The organism is bacterium (assembly GCA_016708025.1).
Lineage (GTDB): Bacteria > Zixibacteria > MSB-5A5 > GN15 > FEB-12 > FEB-12.
Window position 1 is genome coordinate 254,843 of the sequence record JADJGQ010000003.1, and the last position, 19,868, is coordinate 274,710.

General features: G+C 54.0%; 18 protein-coding genes. 9 read left to right on the top strand and 9 right to left on the bottom strand.

Features of this window, described 5'->3' with window-relative positions:
• Genes IPH75_12370 through IPH75_12395 form a run of 6 tightly spaced genes read right to left on the bottom strand, consistent with a single transcriptional unit; the run spans position 1 to position 5,578 of the window.
• On the bottom strand, positions 1-1,110 hold the full coding sequence (locus IPH75_12370; protein ID MBK7142864.1) for an ABC transporter permease: 1,110 nt from the start codon (positions 1,108-1,110) through the stop codon (positions 1-3).
• A complete protein-coding gene (locus tag IPH75_12375; protein ID MBK7142865.1) occupies positions 1,103-1,846 on the bottom strand; it encodes an ABC transporter ATP-binding protein in 744 nt (247 codons plus the stop codon). The genes IPH75_12370 and IPH75_12375 overlap by 8 nt, the downstream gene beginning before the upstream one ends.
• Complete coding sequence (locus tag IPH75_12380) at positions 1,843-2,757, bottom strand: ABC transporter ATP-binding protein (GenBank protein ID MBK7142866.1); 915 nt, start codon at positions 2,755-2,757, stop codon at positions 1,843-1,845. Before IPH75_12380 ends, IPH75_12375 begins: the two co-directional genes overlap by 4 nt.
• The gene (locus IPH75_12385; protein MBK7142867.1) at positions 2,754-3,641 is read right to left on the bottom strand and encodes an HlyD family efflux transporter periplasmic adaptor subunit; all 888 of its coding nucleotides are present in this window, start codon (positions 3,639-3,641) and stop codon (positions 2,754-2,756) included. Before IPH75_12385 ends, IPH75_12380 begins: the two co-directional genes overlap by 4 nt.
• Positions 3,642-3,644: 3 nt before the next feature.
• Positions 3,645-4,952 carry a TolC family protein gene (locus tag IPH75_12390; protein ID MBK7142868.1) on the bottom strand — a complete coding sequence of 436 codons (1,308 nt, stop codon included), beginning with the start codon at positions 4,950-4,952 and terminating at the stop codon, positions 3,645-3,647.
• Positions 4,949-5,578 (bottom strand): TetR family transcriptional regulator, encoded by a 630-nt coding sequence (locus IPH75_12395; protein ID MBK7142869.1) that lies wholly within the window; start codon positions 5,576-5,578, stop codon positions 4,949-4,951. The genes IPH75_12390 and IPH75_12395 overlap by 4 nt, the downstream gene beginning before the upstream one ends.
• Positions 5,579-5,778: 200 nt before the next feature.
• Here IPH75_12395 and IPH75_12400 point away from each other — a divergent pair, with 200 nt between their 5' ends.
• The 4 genes from IPH75_12400 (at position 5,779) to IPH75_12415 (ending at position 9,458) form a co-directional block, all read left to right on the top strand.
• Positions 5,779-6,591 carry a hypothetical protein gene (locus IPH75_12400; GenBank protein ID MBK7142870.1) on the top strand — a complete coding sequence of 271 codons (813 nt, stop codon included), beginning with the start codon at positions 5,779-5,781 and terminating at the stop codon, positions 6,589-6,591.
• Between the two features lie 128 nt (positions 6,592-6,719).
• Positions 6,720-7,253 (top strand): ORF6N domain-containing protein, encoded by a 534-nt coding sequence (locus tag IPH75_12405; protein MBK7142871.1) that lies wholly within the window; start codon positions 6,720-6,722, stop codon positions 7,251-7,253.
• Between the two features lie 452 nt (positions 7,254-7,705).
• On the top strand, positions 7,706-8,392 hold the full coding sequence (locus IPH75_12410; protein MBK7142872.1) for a hypothetical protein: 687 nt from the start codon (positions 7,706-7,708) through the stop codon (positions 8,390-8,392).
• Positions 8,393-8,561: 169 nt separating this feature from the next.
• Positions 8,562-9,458, top strand: coding sequence for a hypothetical protein (locus IPH75_12415; protein ID MBK7142873.1), 897 nt, complete (start codon positions 8,562-8,564; stop codon positions 9,456-9,458).
• A gap of 120 nt (positions 9,459-9,578) precedes the next feature.
• Here IPH75_12415 and IPH75_12420 read toward each other — a convergent pair whose 3' ends face one another.
• Positions 9,579-10,973 (bottom strand): PLP-dependent aminotransferase family protein, encoded by a 1,395-nt coding sequence (locus IPH75_12420; protein ID MBK7142874.1) that lies wholly within the window; start codon positions 10,971-10,973, stop codon positions 9,579-9,581.
• 180 nt (positions 10,974-11,153) lie between these two features.
• On the opposite strand from IPH75_12420, the gene IPH75_12425 reads away from it, so the two are divergent.
• Positions 11,154-12,374 (top strand): PLP-dependent aminotransferase family protein, encoded by a 1,221-nt coding sequence (locus tag IPH75_12425; GenBank protein MBK7142875.1) that lies wholly within the window; start codon positions 11,154-11,156, stop codon positions 12,372-12,374.
• A gap of 7 nt (positions 12,375-12,381) precedes the next feature.
• Here IPH75_12425 and IPH75_12430 read toward each other — a convergent pair whose 3' ends face one another.
• The gene (locus IPH75_12430; protein ID MBK7142876.1) at positions 12,382-12,852 is read right to left on the bottom strand and encodes a hypothetical protein; all 471 of its coding nucleotides are present in this window, start codon (positions 12,850-12,852) and stop codon (positions 12,382-12,384) included.
• Between the two features lie 144 nt (positions 12,853-12,996).
• Positions 12,997-14,511: a hypothetical protein gene (locus IPH75_12435; protein ID MBK7142877.1), complete on the bottom strand. Its 1,515-nt coding sequence runs from the start codon at positions 14,509-14,511 to the stop codon at positions 12,997-12,999.
• A 381-nt stretch (positions 14,512-14,892) separates the two neighbouring features.
• Between IPH75_12435 and nadE the strand changes: the two genes are divergently transcribed.
• Genes nadE through asnB form a run of 4 tightly spaced genes read left to right on the top strand, consistent with a single transcriptional unit; the run spans position 14,893 to position 19,821 of the window.
• On the top strand, positions 14,893-15,858 hold the full coding sequence (gene nadE / locus IPH75_12440) for an NAD(+) synthase (protein MBK7142878.1): 966 nt from the start codon (positions 14,893-14,895) through the stop codon (positions 15,856-15,858).
• Between the two features lie 39 nt (positions 15,859-15,897).
• Positions 15,898-16,167: an acyl carrier protein gene (locus IPH75_12445; protein MBK7142879.1), complete on the top strand. Its 270-nt coding sequence runs from the start codon at positions 15,898-15,900 to the stop codon at positions 16,165-16,167.
• A 42-nt stretch (positions 16,168-16,209) separates the two neighbouring features.
• Positions 16,210-17,826, top strand: a complete 1,617-nt coding sequence (locus IPH75_12450; protein ID MBK7142880.1) for an AMP-binding protein — start codon at positions 16,210-16,212, stop codon at positions 17,824-17,826.
• Between the two features lie 9 nt (positions 17,827-17,835).
• The gene (asnB, locus tag IPH75_12455) at positions 17,836-19,821 is read left to right on the top strand and encodes an asparagine synthase (glutamine-hydrolyzing) (protein ID MBK7142881.1); all 1,986 of its coding nucleotides are present in this window, start codon (positions 17,836-17,838) and stop codon (positions 19,819-19,821) included.
• Positions 19,822-19,868: the final 47 nt, after the last annotated feature.

Sequence of the window (19,868 nt, forward strand, 5' to 3'; positions counted from 1 at the left end):
TCAGCCTACACTCGATTTGAATCGTTTAACCGCCAGCGTCAGGAAAACCACCATGAGGATCAGGAGAAATCCAGCCTGTGGCGCGAGCACCGTTATCCCTGCCCCTTTCAACATGATCCCTCTTACGATATTGAGGAAATAGGTGGCCGGAACAAGATGGCTCACTACCTGTAGCGGAATCGGCATATTCTTCACGGCAAAGATGAACCCGGAGAGCATGATCGACGGAAGCATGGTTATCAACAACGCAAACTGCATCGCCAATTGCTGGGTCGGCACCGCTGTCGAGATCAATATGCCGATCGACAGCGCCGTCGTCACATAGATCATCTCCATCCCCATCAGCAACCAGAACGATCCGACAAACGGCACACTAAAGAGGATCTTCGCAAACGCCAGTACCAACAGACCATCCAGGAACGCGATAACGATATAGGGAAGTAGCTTCCCCAGCAGAATCTGGAGCGGCGAAACCGGCGCGGTCAACAACTGCTCCAGTGTCCCAGTCTCCTTCTCGCGCGCGATAGTGATCGAGGTCAACAATGCGGATATCATCAAGAGGATGATCGAAACGATACCCGGCACGAAAAAGTGTGAAGACTTGAGGTCCGGATTATACAGTACGCGCTGAGAGATCGTCACTCCCGGCATACTCGCTCCCGGCGCGAGCATTTTCTCCCTCAAAAACTGACTGAGCAGTGAATTACTGTATCCTACCACGGCGCCGGCCTGCGAGACCTCGGAACCATCGATCTGCAATTCCAACTCAAACGGCTGATTGTTGCGCACCGCCTCGCTGAATCCCGGGCGGATCACCAGGATCGCGGCAGCGCGTGAACCGCGCAGGAGCTTTGCCGGGTCATCCAGCTCGGGCACTGCATCTGTCGGAAAGAAATAGTGCGATGCCCAGAAACTCTCGACCAATGCCCGCGAATCGGCGGTCTGATCACGATCCACCACGCCAAGCGGGATATGCTCGATATCCATGTTGATCGCGTAGCCGTAGAGGAATGTCATCATCAATGGCATGACAAAGATGATCAGCAGGGAGCGGAAATCCCGAAGGATATGATACATCTCCTTCTGCGCGATAAATCGTATCTTATGCATTGACCACCCCGCGCGGATTGATCAGGTCGATAAACATATCTTCCAGGTTGCGGGCATGGTATTTGGCCACAAGATCTGTCGGCTTGCCAATCTCGATTAGTTTTCCCGCATGCATGATAGAGATTCGTCCGCAGTACTCCGCTTCGTCCATGTAGTGCGTGGTGACGAAGATGGTCACCCCTTCATCCGCCATTTCGTAGAGCAACCCCCAGAAAGTACGTCGGAAGACCGGATCGACCCCGCCGGTCGGTTCATCGAGGAAGACGATCTTCGGTCGATGGATAATCGCGACTCCAAGTGCCAGACGCTGACGCCAGCCGGTCGGCAGCGAGCCGGATGGACGGTCGATAAACTCACTGAGCGCCAGCCGGTCGGATAATTCGGCGATCCGTTCTTTGACCGTCCGCTTGTCCAGATTGTATGCGGCGCCGTAAAACTGTAGATTCTCCCGACCGGTCAGGTCGCTGTACAGAGCGAACTTCTGCGACATATAGCCGATCGATTGCTTGATCTTCTCCGAGCTCTTCACAATATCAATTCCGCCGACATGCCCTGATCCGGAGGTCGGCACCAACAATCCGCACAACATGCGGATGGCCGTCGTTTTCCCTGCGCCATTTGCGCCGAGGAAGCCGAATATCTCGCCGGTATGCACGGTCAGCGACAGATTATCCACCGCCGTAAACTGCCCGAACTTACGCGTCAGATTCTCGATCTCTACTGCGGTGCCGTTCATGAGGCAACCTCCATCAACTGGATAAAGCGATCCTCCAGCTCCGGATGGATCGGCTTCAGATGTTCCGTCGAGATCCCTGCCGTGCTCAATGGCCCGCTGAAACGCGTGAGCGTATCTTCGGGCCTGAGGTAAATATGCATTCCGGCGCCGAACCGCCGCGCCGTCAACCCGTCTATCGCATTGAGCCGCGAAACCAGTTCTGTCGTCGGCATCTCGTCGAGATAGAATATCTGTCCTTCAAATTGTGCCGCCAGTTCAGTCGGGGTCCCTTCAGACAACTTGCGGCCGTTAAATATGAAGCAGGCACGATCCGCTCGCGCTACTTCATCCATGTACGGAGTCGAAACTAGAATGGTCGTCCCTTGCTTGCGAAGTTCCAGCAATATCTCCCAGAATTGTCGCCGCGAGAGCGGATCAACCCCGGTGGTTGGCTCATCCAGAATCAATATCTTTGGGTCATGGATCAACGCACAGGAAAGCGCCAGCTTCTGCTTCATCCCTCCCGACAATGCCGCGGCGCGCCTGCTAGCAAATGGCCCCAGCTTGGAGAATTCATACAGATAGTCCCGCTTCTCACGATACAACGCGCCGGTCAGTCCGAATATCCCGGCGTAAAATGTCAGATTCTCCTCCACACTCAGATCCGGATAGAGCGAAAAGATCTGCGGCATATAACCGAGGAGAGATTTGATCTTCTCGAACTCCTTATCAATCGTCAATCCTCCGATTGTAGCGTTTCCGCTATCCGGCCTGATCAGCCGACAGAGGATTCGGATCAGCGTGGTTTTCCCCGCGCCATCCGGCCCGACCAGCGCGAAGATCTCTCCCTCGTTCACACTGAGTGAAAACTCGCGTAATGCTGGGATCTTCCCGTACGATTTCGTGAGTGATTCTGCAACCAGATAACTCATGACTTCCCCAGCGTCACAAAAACCGGCATCCCGATCTTCAGCCGCCCATCACTGTTTGGGATCGAAACCTTGACCGCATAGACCAGATTGGCGCGCGACTTTTCGGTCTGGATATTCTTGGGGGTGAACTCCGCCTCTGATGATGTCCAGATCACTTTCCCTTGATAACTTGTCTCACCGGATTCGGTGCTGATAGTCGCTGCATCGCCGATCTTGACCGATGCAAACTGGCTCGACGGGAGATAGACTTTTGCCCAGAGCGTATCAAGCTGGGCGATCTTCGCCACCGCTTTACCAGGAGTAACCAGTTCTCCCTGGTCGACATAATCCTCCGTCATCACACCGGAGGCCGGCGCCAGCAGATAAACGTCCTGCAATTGACGGCGCAACCGCGCGATATCCGCATCCAGCTTGAGTATCTGGGCGTTGGTCATTTCGACATTGGCCGAAGCGGTTTGACGCATATTGACTGCCAGTGTCACTTCATGCTCCAGTTGATCCATCTGTTTCCGGGTCGCCGAACCGGAAGTGAGCAGTCGTGCGATCCGATCCCGTTCGGACTTGGCATACGATTCTGACTCCCTCGCTTTGGTTACCGCCAACTTGGCGGTTTCCAGTCCGGCCAGGAGCGCTTGGCGGTTTGCCTCGGCTGACGCAATCTCCAGTTCGATCTTGCTCGGGTCAATCACCAGCAATGTGTCCCCCTGCGCGATTGTCGCCCCTTCCCCGAAACGCTGCTCCAGTATTCGCCCCGACATCTCCGCCGAGACCAGAACATCATTCGCCTCAATAAACGCCGACCCACCGGCTTCCGTTACCCCATTGCCGCAACCGGCCAGAAACGCCGCTCCGGCGCCGATCATCAGTAGTAATACCGCTCGCATCTGCTATATCCCTTTCTTCAAATTCTCTGAACCGGTCGCGTAGTAATATCCGGACTGCGCGATATAGTAATCCAACAGCGATGCCGCCATGGCCGCTTCTGAAGCCGTCAGGTCCGCCTCGATCTCAAGGAGACGATTCGACGAGAGCACCCCATCCGAATGCTGCTGCTCCGCCAATCGATATTGCGAACTGCTGATCTGGTACTCCGCGAGGCTGTTCTGGTATCGAGTGAAAGCCAGCTTCAACTGCTCCGAAGCTAGGTTCGCTTCGCGGCCAAGATTCTCCGCCACCTGATCTCGTTCTCGACGAACTGATTCCAGCGAATAGGCCGAGGCGCGGGATTTATGTGAGGTTTTCCCGCCAAGATTGAATGACCAGGTGAGCGAACCTCCCACCGTAAAGTAGTCATTCCAACTGTTGCCGAATCGATCCAGATTCGGTTTGCCGTACGAGTAGCCGCCGAATGCGGAGAGCGTCGGGAAATAGTCTGCCTTGGTCACTTTCAGTCGCGCGGTAGCCATCCTGATGGATGCATCCGCCGCCTGCAACTCCGGCTTCTGCTCCGAGACTGTTGCCGAAACCGAAAGATCGGTCGGCTGTGACGGGTTGTCCGTCAGCGATAATGAATCGGATAGCGGAAGTCCGATCAAGGTCAGCAACCTGATCTCACTGACGCGTCGGTTAGTCTCCGCCTGACTGACCGCTAGTTTCGCGCGTGACAAAGCCAGACTGACTTCCAGCAGAGCCACCGAGTCGGCCGCCCCGGCTTCATAAAGAGACTGGATATTTCGATTGATCACTTCGGCCCGCTTGAGCGACGCCAGCGCGACCCCGTAGAGCGCATTCCCACGGTACATCCCGAAATACTCCGCCCGTGTCTGGTAACAGAGTTTATCCAGATCGGCGGACTCCAGCGCGGCATACATCTCGTTCGAGCCCGTGGCCAGGTCGATCGCCCCGGTTATCCTCCCGCCCGTGTAGAGCGGAAAATTCAACCGAAAGTCCGCCTGATAGTTTTCATGTGTCCCTATCTCCCGTTCGATCGGTGGAAGGGTAGGCAGCGCAATCGTCATTTTGGCGACCTCGCTGATATAGTTGCCGGATCCAACAGCGCTAAAAGTGGGAAATCTCTCCGCTTTGGCCGCACCCAGATCGCTGTGTGACGAGGATGCCAGTGCGCGTGCTTTCTGCAGACTGAAGGAGTGCTCCCGCGCCATCTCCAGCGCCTGCTCGAGTGAGAGTTCACGCGCCCATCCCGATATTGGCAGGAGCAGCAGGAGTAGCGCTTGTATGACAATTGTCAGTTTCATCTGGCCAGCACTCCATGTAGGAAGAGGTCAACGATTGCATGTTTTCTCTGTTCGATAAAGGCGACTCGATCTTCAATCCCCCAGACCCGGTCGGCCATCGGCGCAAGCATCAGGTAACCGAGACTCATCATGACAAACGAGATCAACGCTTGCTGCGGGTCGATCTTCCGGAACGCGCCGGTCTCCGACGCGAGCTTGAACTTCCCCACGGTCTCCAGCGGAAATTGCGACTCGCGAATGATCTCCGCCATCCAGACTACCGCGTCACCGTCGGGGTTCGCCAGTTCGCGAAGCATTATGCGCAGGAACTCAGGGTGATTGCGGTAGATAAAGATATGCGTCTCCAGCGCCCCCATCAGAAACTCCTCAAGATTTGTCCCTGCGGAAGTGCGCGACCGAAGTTCCGTTACTACCCGCGTGAAAAAGCTGCGAACGACATTCTGGTAGAGCAGCTCTTTGGAACTGAAGTGGTAGTAGATCATCGCTTTGTTGACGCCGGCATTCGCGGCGATTCGTTCGACCCGGGCGCCGGCGAGACCGAGCTCGGCGAACTCATGCCTGGCGGCATCGATGATCTTTTCTCGTGTCCCGACATCTTCGGGGCTGACATTCTGAGCCGGAGCCATTCTTAACCTTTCGGTTGAACTAACCTTTTGGTTTAACTATACGGTTAGTTACACGAAAAGACAACGGATTTGTTTCCTGTGCTTTGTTTTTAAACCGAAATTTGTCTTAACTCGCTGTCCAACAATGTATACATTTGAGGTTAGCTGACTTGGTTGAATGCTCGCCAAGTGTCAAGGGCCCGAGCTACGAGGGTTGAACGATGAAAAGATCGGTCATCTGCATCTTACTGTCGATTGCCTTCCTGCTAGCCTGTTGTCCATGCAAACAGATCCCATCGGAATTTCAACGACAGCCGCAAAAGCGACAATTCTCTCATGGATACATTCCAACTTCGCTTGATTCGCTGCTTCTTTTCAATGCTTGGGACGGCAGAAGTTGCCTGGCCCTGGACAGCTTCTTTCAACTTTGGGATAACCAGAGCCGCGTCGTGATGGCACAAAGTGCAGCACCTGATGATACCATGAAAGCTGTGTACGATCTGTTCGAACTTCTCTTCTCGGAGGCCACTGACTCGGCAACAAGTAAATATGTAGCTTTGCAGGAGAGCGTGCTGGTCACGGTTGTCGACAGCGAGACTTACGCGTTTCTGGGCACACTGGCCTTTTATGAGAGAAGGGAATTCCACGAAAAATCGGGTCCCGCGCGCGCGTTTCGAAGTCCAATCAATGCCGGCAAACCAATTCTCTGTGGATTGCCGGAATTTCACAAGGCATTGAAGTTTCTCTTCCTCGAGGATGACGAGGGGCGTCTCCTTGACGTAGAGAATCTGCATTGGGAGACAGTCTTTGCGAAATCGAATTTCCTGGACCCGTATCTGCAGGTTCGTCCAGACCACTGGGGGATCGTCATGCTCACTTGCTCTGATCCAATTATGCCCTCAGTATTGTTCGATGAGAAGCTATCGAAAGCGATGGTTGAATTCCAAAGTTGGGGCTGCGGGGGGACGTGGGAGTACACTCGCCAAGACTCTATTTGGGTAAAATCCAGGGAGATCAATTTCTGGATAGAATGACGAGGCAAGACTTGAGGTCGCAATTTGCGACCTCAAGTTTCTCTTCGTGCTCCCATTTTCACTGACACCACCTGTCAGTGGCCGCCGCGAACTTTCTCCAGTATCTGCGTAACCTGGAGGAAAAAGTCATGCCCACTACCAACCCGACCGTGCTTGAGCTTCGGATCGAGAGTCGTATCTATCTCATTCGCGGACAAAAAGTAATGATTGATAATGACCTCGCCAACCTCTACGACGTTCCAACCAAACGGCTGAATGAGCAGGTCCGACGGAACCGCGAGAGATTTCCTGCAGATTTCATGTTTCAACTGACTACCGAAGAAGCCGAAAACTTGAGGTCGCAAATTGCGACCTCAAGTTTGGGCTATGGCGGACGCCGCCATCTCCCTTACGCCTTTACCGAACATGGCGCTCTCATGCTCGCTTCGGTCCTGAAATCCGAACGTGCAGTGCAAACTTCCATTTGCGTCGTGCGCGCTTTCACGCGATTGAGAAAGTTGATCGCTACCCATGTCGACCTCGAACGCAAATTGACGGCGCTGGAACAGAAATATGATTCTCAATTCAGGTCGGTCTTTGAGGCCATCCGGCAACTTATGGTACCACCACCCACGCCAAAAAGACAGATTGGCTTTCGCGAACATGGTGTGAGGAAGGGATAGACTTCTGGTCGTCATGAATCCGTAGATAGCTCTTGAGGTCGCAAATTGCGACCTCAAGATTCACGTCTTACAACCGCTAGCACTCCCGGCCCCGCCCCCATTAATAGAAGGAGTCTGTTCGCCCTCGCGCGATCCGCAAATGCCATGAAAAACGAGCATTGCATACAGAGGGCGAAAATCAGCGATCGTCCAAAGTATCAATCCCCTCTCCTCCAACTACTTCGACATCACCGTCTGTGATCACCTCGGTCAGTGTTCTAGCAATTGTCATACAACGCCGCTCCTGACAACCCCTCAAGACAGGCGGTCGCCACTACTCCTAACAATCGGCGTTAGGACAACTGGCCGATCAGCCGCAACTTCAGTCCGGCTATTCTGCTGCCGATAATAATTGATATCGATATTCTCGAATTTTCACGTTCTCAATAACGCACAATTCAAGGAGAAAGCCGATGACAGAGCACGAACGGAAATTACGTCCGGCCCTGGCCGCCATCATCCTGGTCTGCTTTTTCATGCCGTTCCTCAAAGTGAGCTGCGGCGGACAGACGATCATGCAGATCTCCGGCTTTGACCTCGCCACCGGCAATGATGTCAAACCGGCCAACCCACTCGAAAAGATGGCCCAGGCCCAGGGATTCCAGCCTGATTACAGTTCTACTCAATCGCAATCGGACCAAACCGACCCGAATAATCCCGGCATCCCGGATTCACTCTGGGATCAGACTCCGTTGGCCCAGGTCGGTCAGCCTGATCAGTTCGGCCAGATGGAGGGAATGGACGGTGATGTCAAGGCCGAGCCGGTTGCGGCCGCCGCCATGTTCATGGCGCTCGCCGCATTGGTAACCGCACTGGTAGCGGGACGTCGCGCCAAGGTCTTTTCGGCCAGCGCCGCGTTGCTTTGTGGTATCTGCCTGCTGGTTCTGAAGTCTCGCGCCGGAGGGGATATCCCACCCGAGGCCGCGGCCATTATTGCGATAGAATGGACCACCTGGTTCTGGGCCGCGCTGGTCGGTTCCGGGATCCTGGCGTTCTTTACATTTAATGTCCTGTCCAACAAAGATTCCGACCGTGAACGTCCGCGTCTGGTGATCCAGACCTACGAAAAGCCGGTCGAGTCAGAAAAGATACCGTCGTAACGCGACGGTTAGTGCATTTTCTCAGGGCAGGTCGACGCGCATATCCAATGCGTCGCACCTGCCCTATCGTTTCTCTACACACTGTCCCGATGCACAATTGCCTCTCCTCAATTAATCCTTTACCCTGCCTTTGTGGTCTAACAGGAGAAACCTGAGAGGAGTGCATTTCATGCGACCTGTGCCGCGATACGCGAAAGTTACAATCTATACACTGATCATATTCCTTTTCCTGGCCGCCGCTTCGAGCTGGGCCGGGTCAGATAAGATATCCAGCCGCTTCGCCGTCAATCCGATCACGATCGATGGCCGCTACGATGACTGGAAAGATCACCCGACCACTTTCCTCGAAGAACAGAAGGCGGTGATCGCAGTCGCCAACGATGCGGACAATCTCTACCTGTTGTTTCGAACCAATGACCCTCGCTGGGTCCGGACGATTGCGATGTCCGGCCTGACGGTGTACCTCGACCCCAAAGGGGGGAAAAAGAAAGATTTCTTCGTCAAGTTCATCGGTGGGCCATCGCGCGAACAGATGCTCGCCCTGCGGAAACAGGAAGTAGCTGAGCGGAAATCCGAGGAACGACAGATGCCGGAGCGGATGCAGCAGCGGATGGAAGAACGAATGCCCGATGATTCCATTCCGAAACTGATCTGTTACATCAAAGACCAGATCGACGAAAAAGAGATTCCGCTCGATGGTACCGAGGGGCCCTCGGTCGCATTTGATACCTCGCACGCGTTTTTTGTCTATGAGTTTGCTATTCCGATGAAAGAGAGCGAGGTCCGCTCCTATGGCTTCGGCGCGATCGACAAGAAAGAGTTATCGGTCGGACTTGTCTGGGGTGAAATGGAAATGATGCGAGGCGAACGCCCCAGAGAAGGAATGGACTTCGGCGGCTCCGGCGGCGGCATGGGTGGTGGCCCCGGTGGCGGTATGGGCGGTGGACCCGGAGGTGGCATGGGTGGAGGTATGGGACGCGGTGGCGCCATGGGTGGTCCGGGCGGTGGAATGCAACGCCCCTCCAAGCAGGAGGTTTGGGTCAAAACGACACTGGCTAAAGAATAGAGATACAGAGAGAGAGTAAGGCCCTCTTCATGGTCGCTGGGCGCGATGCCAGCTTTCGTCACCAGGCGTATCGAGTGACCAGAGCACGACTCGCGCCTTTGCGATTGGATTTGATCCGCTCTACACTGTCACTGCTTCTTTGCGCGAGGCTCCCTGCAGAATATCCCGTACCACTTCAAGCCCATGCTTGAGCAGTTCTCTGTCGGAGACTGACCCGATCGACAACCGGACCGCCTGAATCCCCGCTTTGCGCTCTGCGGCAAAGATCTCCGCCGGTGTCAACGCGACTCCACGCATCTGCGCCTCGGAACTGAACTGCAATGACTGCCAGTACTCCGGCAGTTGAAGCCAGATATGGTAGCTGGTCGGATGTGACCGGTACTTAAATCCCTTTAGCAGTGTGGTCGCCACATGTTGCGCGTGCATCATCTCTCGCTTGCGGCGCGCGACGATCTTCTCCAATGTCCCATCGCTGTACCAGCGCGTGAAGATCTCCGACATGAGCGGCGGGACACCGAGGATCGAGGCCTGCAAACTCTCGTTCAACTTGCGCAAAGACTGTTTGGGCGCGGCGATAAAGCCAACGCGCAATCCAGCCGCCAGTGCCTTTGAAGATGACATGATCCCATACGAGCGCTCCGGGATCAGGCGCGAGATGAACCCCGGATGATTGTCCATCAACGGCGCAAGGATCTCATCCTCCACCACCATCACGCTGTGCTTCTCGGCAACTTCGGCGATCTGTTGCCGGCGTTTCAGCGACATCAGCGAGTTGGTCGGATTCTGGAATGACGGATTGCAATACATCAACCGAACATCGCGGTGTGAGCAGATCGATTCCAGCGATTCAGGAAGCATCCCCTCGCTGTCCATATCAACACCGACGACTTCGAGCCCCATCAGTTCGGCGATGATCTTGACTCCCGGGTAGGTGTATTCTTCGACCGCAATCAGATCGCCTGGGCGGGTTTCGGCGGCGAAGATCGCCATCAGGGCATGTTGCGCGCCGCCGGAAATGTAGATCTGCTCGAGATCGACTTTCAGGCCGAGCGACTCAAGCCAGCGCAAGCCTGCCTCGCGATGTTTGGGGTACCCCGCCGACGGCGGGTAATGGAGCAGATGCTGAATATCCCCTTGCTTGGTGATCTGACGGAGCGCCGCGGCAAGGTCCGGATCATAGGCGGTTGCCGGTTGGTTTTTGCTGAAATCAACTCCGACCGAAATAGGTTTGTAAACTGACGCCAGGTAAGAACGGGCGTTGGGGAGTTCCCCGACAAAAGTCCCACGACGACCATCGCCATATACCAATCCGCGTCGCTCGGCCTCGGCATAGGCTCGGGTAATTGTACCTAAGGCAACATGCAGTTTGTCGGCCAAATCACGTTGGGTGGGGAGGCGTGTTCCGATCGGAAGTTTCCCTCCTGCAATGTCTTCCGAGAGAGCGCGAACTACGGCAATGTAGTATGGTTCCTCTCTCTTTTGTACCAGTGGCTCCCAACTGAGTTGATATTCCATAATACGCTCCCTATCAACAGCTTAATTTTACTTTTCGACTTTGTACCACTTATACGTTTCGGATATCTTGGTTTGTTGTACCAATGACATAATATATTGCAACAGCTTTGTTATAGCAATGGTATTATGGAGTATCAAAACCGCAAAAACGGATTCATTGGTAACGCCCGGGAGGCCGACATGGCTGATTTTCAATTCTCTTCAATGGCGAGCAGACTTCGCCGCTCAGAGATACGCGAACTTCTCAAACTAACCCGCAATCCGGAAACGATCTCGTTCGCCGGAGGTCTTCCCGACCCGGCTATCTTTCCGTACGAAGCCGTCGAAGCAGCTTCCTTGCGCGCCATCCGCGAATCCGGCCGACACGCCTTGCAGTACAGCCCCACTGAAGGTGATCCGTTCCTCAAAGAGCAGTTGATCAAGTTTACCAAGCGCCAGGGAGAGGATGTCTCCGCCGAGAACATGTTGATCGTGGCCTCATCGCAGCAGGCGATCGATCTTCTCAGCAAAATATTCATTGATCCGGGTGATCCGATCATTGTTGAGCGACCAACATATGTCGGCACGCTGCAGGCCTTCAAGGCTTTTGACGCCGATTTCCATGGAGTCGAACTTGACTCTAACGGTGTCGATCTGAAGCAGCTCGAACAGACAGTGATCCGTCTGATCGATTCCGGCCGAAAACCAAAATTCGTCTATATCATACCGGATTTCCAGAACCCCTCGGGAATCACGCTCTCTCTCGAACGACGACGTGACTTACTGGCGATCGCGTCGAAATATGATCTGACAGTTATCGAAGACAGCCCCTATCGCGAGTTGCGTTTCGAGGGGGATCTGCTTCCATCGCTTTATTCTCTCGATCGCGAGGGCCGCGTGATCCAGATGAAGACTTTCTCCAAGATCTTCTGTCCCGGTTTCCGGCTCGGTTGGATAAATGCACCGGCCGAGGTGATCGACAAGCTGGTGATGGCGAAACAAGGGACTGACCTCTGCACCGCCGCCTATTCATCGACTATCGCCGCGTATCTGATTCAGGATGGATATCTGGAGAAACAGATCGAGATCAGCAAAACACTTTATCGTCGCAAAGCCGCAGTGATGCTGGAATCGCTTGAGAAATTCATGCCGAAACTTGATGGTCTCTGGTGGTCAAAGCCGGATGGCGGCATGTTTATGTGGGTACATCTCCCCGAAGGCATGGAAGCCAACAACATGATCCAGGATGCGATCAACCTTAAAGTGGCGTTTGTTATCGGCTCGTGCTTTTTCCACGATGGTTCCGGTCGCAATACCATGCGGCTGAATTACTCATATCCGACAGAAGAGCAGATCATTGAGGGAGTGCGCAGACTGGCGCAGGTTATCGGACGGCAGATGCCGGTCAAAGCCGTTGTCTAGTTCGATCTCAATGTACTTCGGTGAACAGAACCTGGTCGTTTTTGACCGCCGCCCAAAAGCAGCGTATCCGTAGATGTGGGAGTCGGCTCAACAGCATTCCGGCGACCAGCGGTAGATCGATCCGGCAGCGCACCTCCGGATCGACACCCTCAAAATGCTCCGCATGGTTCTGGTACCATCGACAATCCTGATGGCCGATCAGGATCACTTCGGGGAGTTTAAACAAGTTCAGCATAAAAGTCACCTGATGCCAGAGGGTCTCGAATTCACGAGGAGCATACTCTTTGGCGCGCAGGGCATGCACTCCGCCCCCTTCCACGATCGGCAGGTAATTTTTCAATCCGAGCGATTCGATGGCGAACCGCCTGATCGCCACCTGGAAGCGCGGGTCAGCGCAATGGATCACCATCGCCTGCGCGGGGGCTGAATCGAGCGGAAACGCGGCTATCTGGTTATCGGTCTGGTTGTGATCGGTCATGGGCGTATCTTCTGCCGGACTGGTTTACTTTGTTGAGTATAAGGCCGAGGCGGTGGCGCTGTCAATGCGGAGTCTGCACAAAGAAAACGCCGGGCAAGTTCTCCTTGTCCGGCGCAAATTCAGTGGACCATTAACCGCTGACGATCACTCGGTCACTTTAGACATATATTCGATCTTGGGCGCAATGCCGAGTACCGGTAACCCAAGGAACTCCTCGACATCGGCAACTTTCTTGAACGATGTATCGAGCAGTTCGACCAGGATGGTCGCCGCGCCGCCGATCACCAGGCCGAGCGCCAGCCCCATCAACAATATCTTGATCCGATTCGGTTCGACCGGGTCGATCGCCAGCTTGGCTGGCTCGACCACGCGATATTTGCTCGATGAGATATCCTGGAAGAGCGCCTGTGAGATAGAAGATCCTTCTTGCTGGCTCTTGAACTGATTGCGCAGGGTGGTCAGATCGTTGATCTCCTGGTCGAGTCGATTCAATGTGGCTTGATATTGCGGCACTGAGGTCATCTTGTCGGTGATCTGGTCGAGCGCGGCTTTGAGATAAATGGCCCGGGAATAGCTGAAATCCAGCGTGGCCTGGTTCTCAAAGTAGCGATAGAGTACTCCGCGCGAGTTTGCATCAAGAGAACCCCAACGGTCATCTACCAGACGTTTGGAGAGACTCTGAATAGAGCGCAGCGCCGAATTCTGCTTGAGGTTCATGCTGAGGACCTGCGGATCAGCCCAGGGATAACGGAGAGACATCGCCGGAATATCTTCGAGCTGGCGCTTCAAATCCGACTTGAGGCCATCCATCTCCGTCGACGCGGGGAGCGCCAAATTAGCGACATCCAAACCCGGAATCGTTTTTAGCTCCGCGACTATCTTCGTCTGTTCGCGCTGCAGGTCATTGATATCGCTATTGGTGCGGTCGACATCAACGCGTAGATTGGTCCGGTTCTCTTCGGAACCGATCCCGGCATCCATCTGCACCTGGAGCAATTGCTCCTGATAGCGGGTCCGCTCGTTGATCTTCTGCCGCAGGGTGAGATCATACTTTTCGAACTGTGTACCGGAGAAGTCCTGCGAGGTCTGAATTGAGGACATCTCCTGCTTTTTCTTTTCAGCAATAAAGATCTGACCAAGATTGTTGGCGATCTCCTGTGCTTTCTTGGGCATTGGTGACCGGACCGTGATCATCACGTGATCTTGCGCGGCGAACCTGACGCCGACATTCTCTTTCAACTCCTGCTGGAGCAGGTCGAGCGTAATGATGTTTTTGTCGATTTCGGGGTGCAGTGCGGCAACTTTTGCCACCTGATTAGCGAGTCCCTGGTCGCGATCCAAATGCATCCGCTCATTCAACTGATTGAGATAATAGGACGACGTGATATCGTTATAAATGCTGCGCAACTCGGATTCTTCAGACGTTCGCCCACGGTACGCTTCCTGGCCAAGTAGGCGCTGCAGGTCAGTTGACAACCGCTGTTGCGGGCTGACGGCCACGATAGTCGATGACTGAAAGACCGGGGTGATCAGGTAGGAAGCGGCGTAGGTCAGGATGCTGACGATGATAAAGGGGACAATCAGTATCCACTTTCGTCGCAGAACGACCGCAAATATATCTTTGGGATTTAGCTCATTTTTCTCGCCGTGAGGCTTCATAGATCAATTCCTTTGGAAAACAACAGCCCAACTACCATCCTTGTAAACATCGGCAGTCTGACAAGTTCCCTTAAAGTAGCGGGGGTTCAATCTATAATCAAGGGGGAAAAGGGGTTATATTTTCCGTTGAGAGCACTTGGGGAGGCGATAATTAGTGCGGGAATTCTCCTGGTTCCGTGAACTTCGGGCCGGTTCAAGCAGTTTAGCAACTGTGCCGATAGGAGTATCTGTAACTCCTATACCAGCCAATGACCTGCGACCGAGCAGGCGCGGTGGGGAATAGGTGAGTTGCTGGTTGCGTGGGATGAAGATTTTCGTATATTCATCGCTCGCCAAACGGCTGCATTCCAAAGAATTTGAACGCCAACAGAAGGACGTACCTTGGACTTCAACAAGAATAGTCTGAAGATCGATGCTGCGGCAGTGACCGAGAGACTCTGCAACACCATCCGCCAGCAGATTCGCGGGCAACTCCACAAGACGGGCGCCGTGATCGGTGTTTCCGGCGGTATTGATTCCACCGTTTGCGCCGCGCTCTGCACGCGGGCACTCGGTCCGGGCAGAGTTCTCGGCGTGATGATGCCGGAAAAGGATTCCTCTCCCCTCTCCGAACAGCTGGCCCGTCAGTTGGCCGCGCAGTTCGGATTTGAGGCGATCAAAGAGGATATCAGCGGCGGTCTCTCCGGCCTTGGCTGCTACGAGCGTCGCGATGAAGCGATCCGCTCCGTTTTCCCTGAGTTTGATCCGAGCTGGAGCGCCAAGATAACGATCCCGACCAATATTCTGGAAAAAGATACGTTCAATTTCTTCCACCTCACTATCGAGAACAAAAAGGGTGAAGTGAAGAAAGCTCGTATGCCGCTGGCGGCCTATCTACAAGTCGTTGCATCCTCGAATCTCAAGCAGCGCCTTCGTATGACCACCCTTTACTATCATGCTGAAAAGCGTAATTGGGCGGTTATCGGTACTGGCAACAAAGATGAACATGAACAGGGATTCTTTGTGAAATATGGTGATGGCGGCGCCGATCTGAAACCGATCGCCCATCTCTTCAAGATCCAGGTCTATCAGTTGGCCGAGTATCTGGGTGTCCCGAAAGATATCATCGATCGTACTCCGACCACGGATACGTACAGCGCCGAAGTGACCCAGGAAGAGTTCTTCTACGGACTAGATTTCTACCGGATGGATATGCTCTGGCACGCGATGGAGAACAAGGTGCCGGCGGAGAAAGCTGCCGAAGTGCTCGGCCTCACGGTCGAACAGGCGAAGCATGGCTACGCCAATATCGAGCGCAAAGTGAAGGCGACTGAATATCTTAAGTTGCCGCCGCTGCACGCAGAGTAACCCAACGGTTCACGAGTAAACGAAACAGAAAGGCTGACCATGGCAATAGATCAGACAGTTGCGCGGAAAGAACTCCGCCAGTTCATTATGGATTCATTCCTTATTGGCGATGAGGGAGTGGTATTTTCCGATTCTGACTCCTTCATGAAAAATGGCATTATCGACTCCACCGGCGTGCTGGAGTTGACCGCTCATCTCGAGGAAAAATATCAGGTCATCCCGACCGATGACGAAATGCTCCCGGCCAATCTCGATTCAATTGACAACCTGGTCAATTTCATCCAGCGCAAACTCGGGGCGACTTCCTGACGAAGTCGTCCTCCGGACGGACCCTGGCTGGATGGTTTCCCCATGCGCACTCATGAGCTGCTGACCCGAGCGGCCAACGCCTTCCCGGAGCGGATCGCCATCTCGCATGAAGATCGCGAGATCCGGTTCGACCAATTGGAACATGCCTCAAATCTATTAGCTGACCATCTCAAGACTTACCAGTTCACACCCGGCACTCGGGCCGCTCTCCTGTTTGAAAACGGCATCGAGTATGTCGCTATCTTTTTTGCCATGCTCAAGGCAGGACTGGTGGTCGTGCCGCTGGATACTTCGCTTGGTCCAGACTCGCTGGCTAAGATCCTGACCGACAGTGACGCGCGACTCCTCTTTGCCCAGATGAAATTCCGCCGCCGGATCCCTGAAATCCTGCGCGACGCACTATCCATTCAGCATCTGATCGCGGATGCCAAAGTCAGTTCCGGCCGAGATGAACTTCACCCGGTCCTGCTCGCAGGCATTATCGGCGAGCCTGATTCTTACAGTTCTCCGCATAGTCCCGGACCGGATAAACGGTTTGAAGGAGAATCACCGCTTGACCTCTCCGACGCGACCGGGTCTACCTCACCTCACGAACTCGCTGCGATCTTTTATACTTCCGGTTCAACCGGAGCCGGCAAAGGGGTGATGCTGTCCGATCGAAATCTGGTTTCAAATACGATCGGAACAGTGCAGTACCTTCGGCTGACCCCGAACGACTCGGTCCTGGTGATATTGCCGTTTTATTACATTTACGGAAATTCCCTTCTGCTTACCCATATTGCCTGCGGTGGAAGGCTGGTGATAGATAATCGATTCTTGTATCCCGAAGTTGTGCTCGACACGATGGAACAAGAAGCGGCAACCGGGTTTTCCGGTGTCCCATCCAATTTCCTTATTCTGTTAGGCAATTCCACGTTTGCGAATCGCAAACTAGAATACTTGCGCTATTTCACGCAGGCGGGTGGCGCCATGGCGCCGGAGACGATTCGTCGTCTGATGGCGGTATTCGGACACAAAGAGATATTTATCATGTATGGCCAGACCGAGGCCGCCCCTCGCGTCACATGGCTTCCGCCAGAAAGATTGGCCGACAAAGTTGGTTCGATCGGGATTGCGGTGCCGGGGGTGACGGTCGAGGTCCTTGACGACAATGACAAACCGGCGCCTATCGGCGAGACAGGTGAGATCGTGGTCAGCGGCCCAAATGTCATGCTCGGTTACTGGAATCAGCCGAATGAAGCCAAGGAAGTCATTAAGGATGGCAAACTTCGCACCGGCGATTTGGCCAAGCAGGACGCTGATGGTTACTTCTGGGTGGTGGGTCGGAAGAAAGAGATCATCAAAGCCGGCGGCAATCGGGTCAGCGCCAAAGAAGTCGAGGAATGCCTGCTGGTAAATGAAAAGATACTTGAGGCCGCGGTGGTTGGTGTACCCGATCCGCTCTTCGGCGAAGCAATTCGGGCGGTGATCGTCCTCAAGAACGGGCATGTCGCCGACGCCAAAGAGATACAGAATTACTGCAAAAAGAATCTGGCCGATTTTAAGGTCCCAAAGCAGGTACTCTTTGCCCCCGAACTGCCGAAATATCAATCAGGCAAAGTGAACAAACCGCTCCTCAAGACGGACCAGTTCCGGACTGATATGGAAAAACTGGCGTAGAAAGATATTATGTGCGGCATAGCCGGCTATTTTCAATTGCATGAATCTCGACCACCCGATCAAGAACTGATCGGACGTATGGTCAATATCCTGCGCCACCGCGGACCGGATGAATTCGGCGTCTACCTGAGCGACCGCGCGGTTCTCGGGCATGCCCGCCTTTCGATCATCGATCTCTCCACCGGCCAGCAGCCGCTCTGCAACGAGGATGGGACTATCTGGATCACCTTCAATGGTGAGATATTCAATTATATAGAGCTGCGCCCTGAACTGGAAAAACGCGGCCACAAATTCCGTACCTCCTCTGATACAGAGGTAATGGTTCATGCCTACGAAGAGTGGGGAAAAGACTGCGTCCAGCATTTTAACGGTCAATTTTCCTTTGCTATCTACGACAGCAAAAAGCAGTCGCTCTTTGCGGCACGAGATCGCCTGGGAATCCGGCCTCTCTTCTATACTATGCATGACGGTCGCTTCTATTTTGCGTCGGAGATAAAGTCGCTTTTCTGCGATCCCTCTATCCCGCGCCGTTTAGATCTCTCCGGCCTGGATGAGATATTCACCTGGTGGACCACCGCGCCGCCACGTACTGCATTCGAAGGCATTAACGAGCTTGAGGCAGGCTGTCGGATCGAGATCGTCAACGGCAAGGCAACTTCCGACCGTTACTGGCGGATGGAGTTCCCCGAGACGTTTGACCGGCAGCGTTCGGCTGACTCGTGGGCGGAGGAACTTCATGCGTTGCTGGTAGATTCGGTTCGACTGCAGTTGCGCGCTGATGTCCCTGTTGGCGCATATCTCTCGGGTGGACTGGATTCATCCGCCACTACCGCCCTCATCAAGAATTTCACGCCGAACCGTGTAGAGACATTTTCGATCGCGTTCCAGGACAAGGCCTACGATGAATCCGACTATCAGAAGCAGATGGCGGACTATCTCGGAACAAATCACCACCAGATCAAGTGTACCTATCAGAATATCGCGGCGAGTTTCCCGGATGTTATCTGGCATGCTGAGCGACCGATCGTCCGAACCGCCCCTACCCCTCTCTTCCTGCTCTCGCAACTGGTTCGCGACACCAATTTTAAGGTGGTCCTGACCGGTGAAGGTTCGGATGAAATTCTGGGTGGATATGATATCTTCAAGGAAGCGTTGATACGGAATTTCTGGGCGCGTAATCCGGAGTCAGCTTGGCGTCCGGCCCTCTTGCAGAAGCTTTATCCGACCTTGCCGCTCTCCCCCGCCAAGGCGAAATTCTATCTGGAGACCTTCTACAAGGATGGACTCTCACAGACGGACAGCTACTATTTCTCCCATATGCAACGGATCACGACGACCTCCAAAGTGAAGTCTTTCTTCACCAAAGAGGTCAAGGAACGGATCGACGGCCACGATTCGCTTCAGTCATTCGGCAAGGACCTTCCATCGAATATCGGCAAATGGCATCCGCTGGCGAAAGCACAGTATCTCGAAGCAAAATCACTGTTGTCAGGCTACCTGCTCTCTTCGCAGGGGGATCGCGTTACGGCGGCGCATGGAGTTGAGGGGCGGTATCCATTCCTGGATCATCGAGTAGTGGAGTTTGCTACCACTATCCCGCCAAACCACAAGCTACTGGGCTTGAAAGAAAAGTTTGTCCTTAAGAAAGCGATGAAAAAGGAACTGCCGAAGGAGATCCTCCAGCGCGTCAAACAACCGTATATGGCGCCGGACTCCAACTCCTTTGTGCAGACCGATTCCCCCGCGTATGTCAAAGAGATGCTGTCCGAAGAGGCATTGTCGCGGAGTGGACTTTTTAATCCGGTAATGGTGGGGAAACTTCAGGAGAAGTGCGGCAAGCTGGTCCATGCCCATCTCTCGTTTAAGGACAATATGTCGTTTGTGGGAATTCTCTCAGCGCAGTTGCTGGCCGACCGCTTCATTCATAACTTCGAGCAACCGAAGTCGCTTGCTCGACAGGACTACCGGACCTGGCATGAAAAGACCGGTCGCTAAGTAACGACTTTAGACCTGATAGGCAGATAGAGAAAAGGCCCATGACA

What these genes read in the sequence shown, in the direction of transcription:
- asnB (MBK7142881.1), top strand. Translation starts at nt 17,836, where the DNA reads ATGTGCGGCATAGCCGGCTATTTTCAATTGCATGAATCTCGACCACCC.
- IPH75_12425 (MBK7142875.1), top strand. Translation starts at nt 11,154, where the DNA reads ATGGCTGATTTTCAATTCTCTTCAATGGCGAGCAGACTTCGCCGCTCA.
- IPH75_12435 (MBK7142877.1), bottom strand. Translation starts at nt 14,511, where the DNA reads ATGAAGCCTCACGGCGAGAAAAATGAGCTAAATCCCAAAGATATATTT.
- IPH75_12450 (MBK7142880.1), top strand. Translation starts at nt 16,210, where the DNA reads ATGCGCACTCATGAGCTGCTGACCCGAGCGGCCAACGCCTTCCCGGAG.
- IPH75_12415 (MBK7142873.1), top strand. Translation starts at nt 8,562, where the DNA reads ATGCGACCTGTGCCGCGATACGCGAAAGTTACAATCTATACACTGATC.
- IPH75_12420 (MBK7142874.1), bottom strand. Translation starts at nt 10,973, where the DNA reads ATGGAATATCAACTCAGTTGGGAGCCACTGGTACAAAAGAGAGAGGAA.
- IPH75_12430 (MBK7142876.1), bottom strand. Translation starts at nt 12,852, where the DNA reads ATGACCGATCACAACCAGACCGATAACCAGATAGCCGCGTTTCCGCTC.
- IPH75_12370 (MBK7142864.1), bottom strand. Translation starts at nt 1,110, where the DNA reads ATGCATAAGATACGATTTATCGCGCAGAAGGAGATGTATCATATCCTT.
- IPH75_12395 (MBK7142869.1), bottom strand. Translation starts at nt 5,578, where the DNA reads ATGGCTCCGGCTCAGAATGTCAGCCCCGAAGATGTCGGGACACGAGAA.
- IPH75_12385 (MBK7142867.1), bottom strand. Translation starts at nt 3,641, where the DNA reads ATGCGAGCGGTATTACTACTGATGATCGGCGCCGGAGCGGCGTTTCTG.
- IPH75_12405 (MBK7142871.1), top strand. Translation starts at nt 6,720, where the DNA reads ATGCCCACTACCAACCCGACCGTGCTTGAGCTTCGGATCGAGAGTCGT.
- IPH75_12445 (MBK7142879.1), top strand. Translation starts at nt 15,898, where the DNA reads ATGGCAATAGATCAGACAGTTGCGCGGAAAGAACTCCGCCAGTTCATT.
- IPH75_12380 (MBK7142866.1), bottom strand. Translation starts at nt 2,757, where the DNA reads ATGAGTTATCTGGTTGCAGAATCACTCACGAAATCGTACGGGAAGATC.
- IPH75_12400 (MBK7142870.1), top strand. Translation starts at nt 5,779, where the DNA reads ATGAAAAGATCGGTCATCTGCATCTTACTGTCGATTGCCTTCCTGCTA.
- IPH75_12375 (MBK7142865.1), bottom strand. Translation starts at nt 1,846, where the DNA reads ATGAACGGCACCGCAGTAGAGATCGAGAATCTGACGCGTAAGTTCGGG.
- IPH75_12410 (MBK7142872.1), top strand. Translation starts at nt 7,706, where the DNA reads ATGACAGAGCACGAACGGAAATTACGTCCGGCCCTGGCCGCCATCATC.
- IPH75_12390 (MBK7142868.1), bottom strand. Translation starts at nt 4,952, where the DNA reads ATGAAACTGACAATTGTCATACAAGCGCTACTCCTGCTGCTCCTGCCA.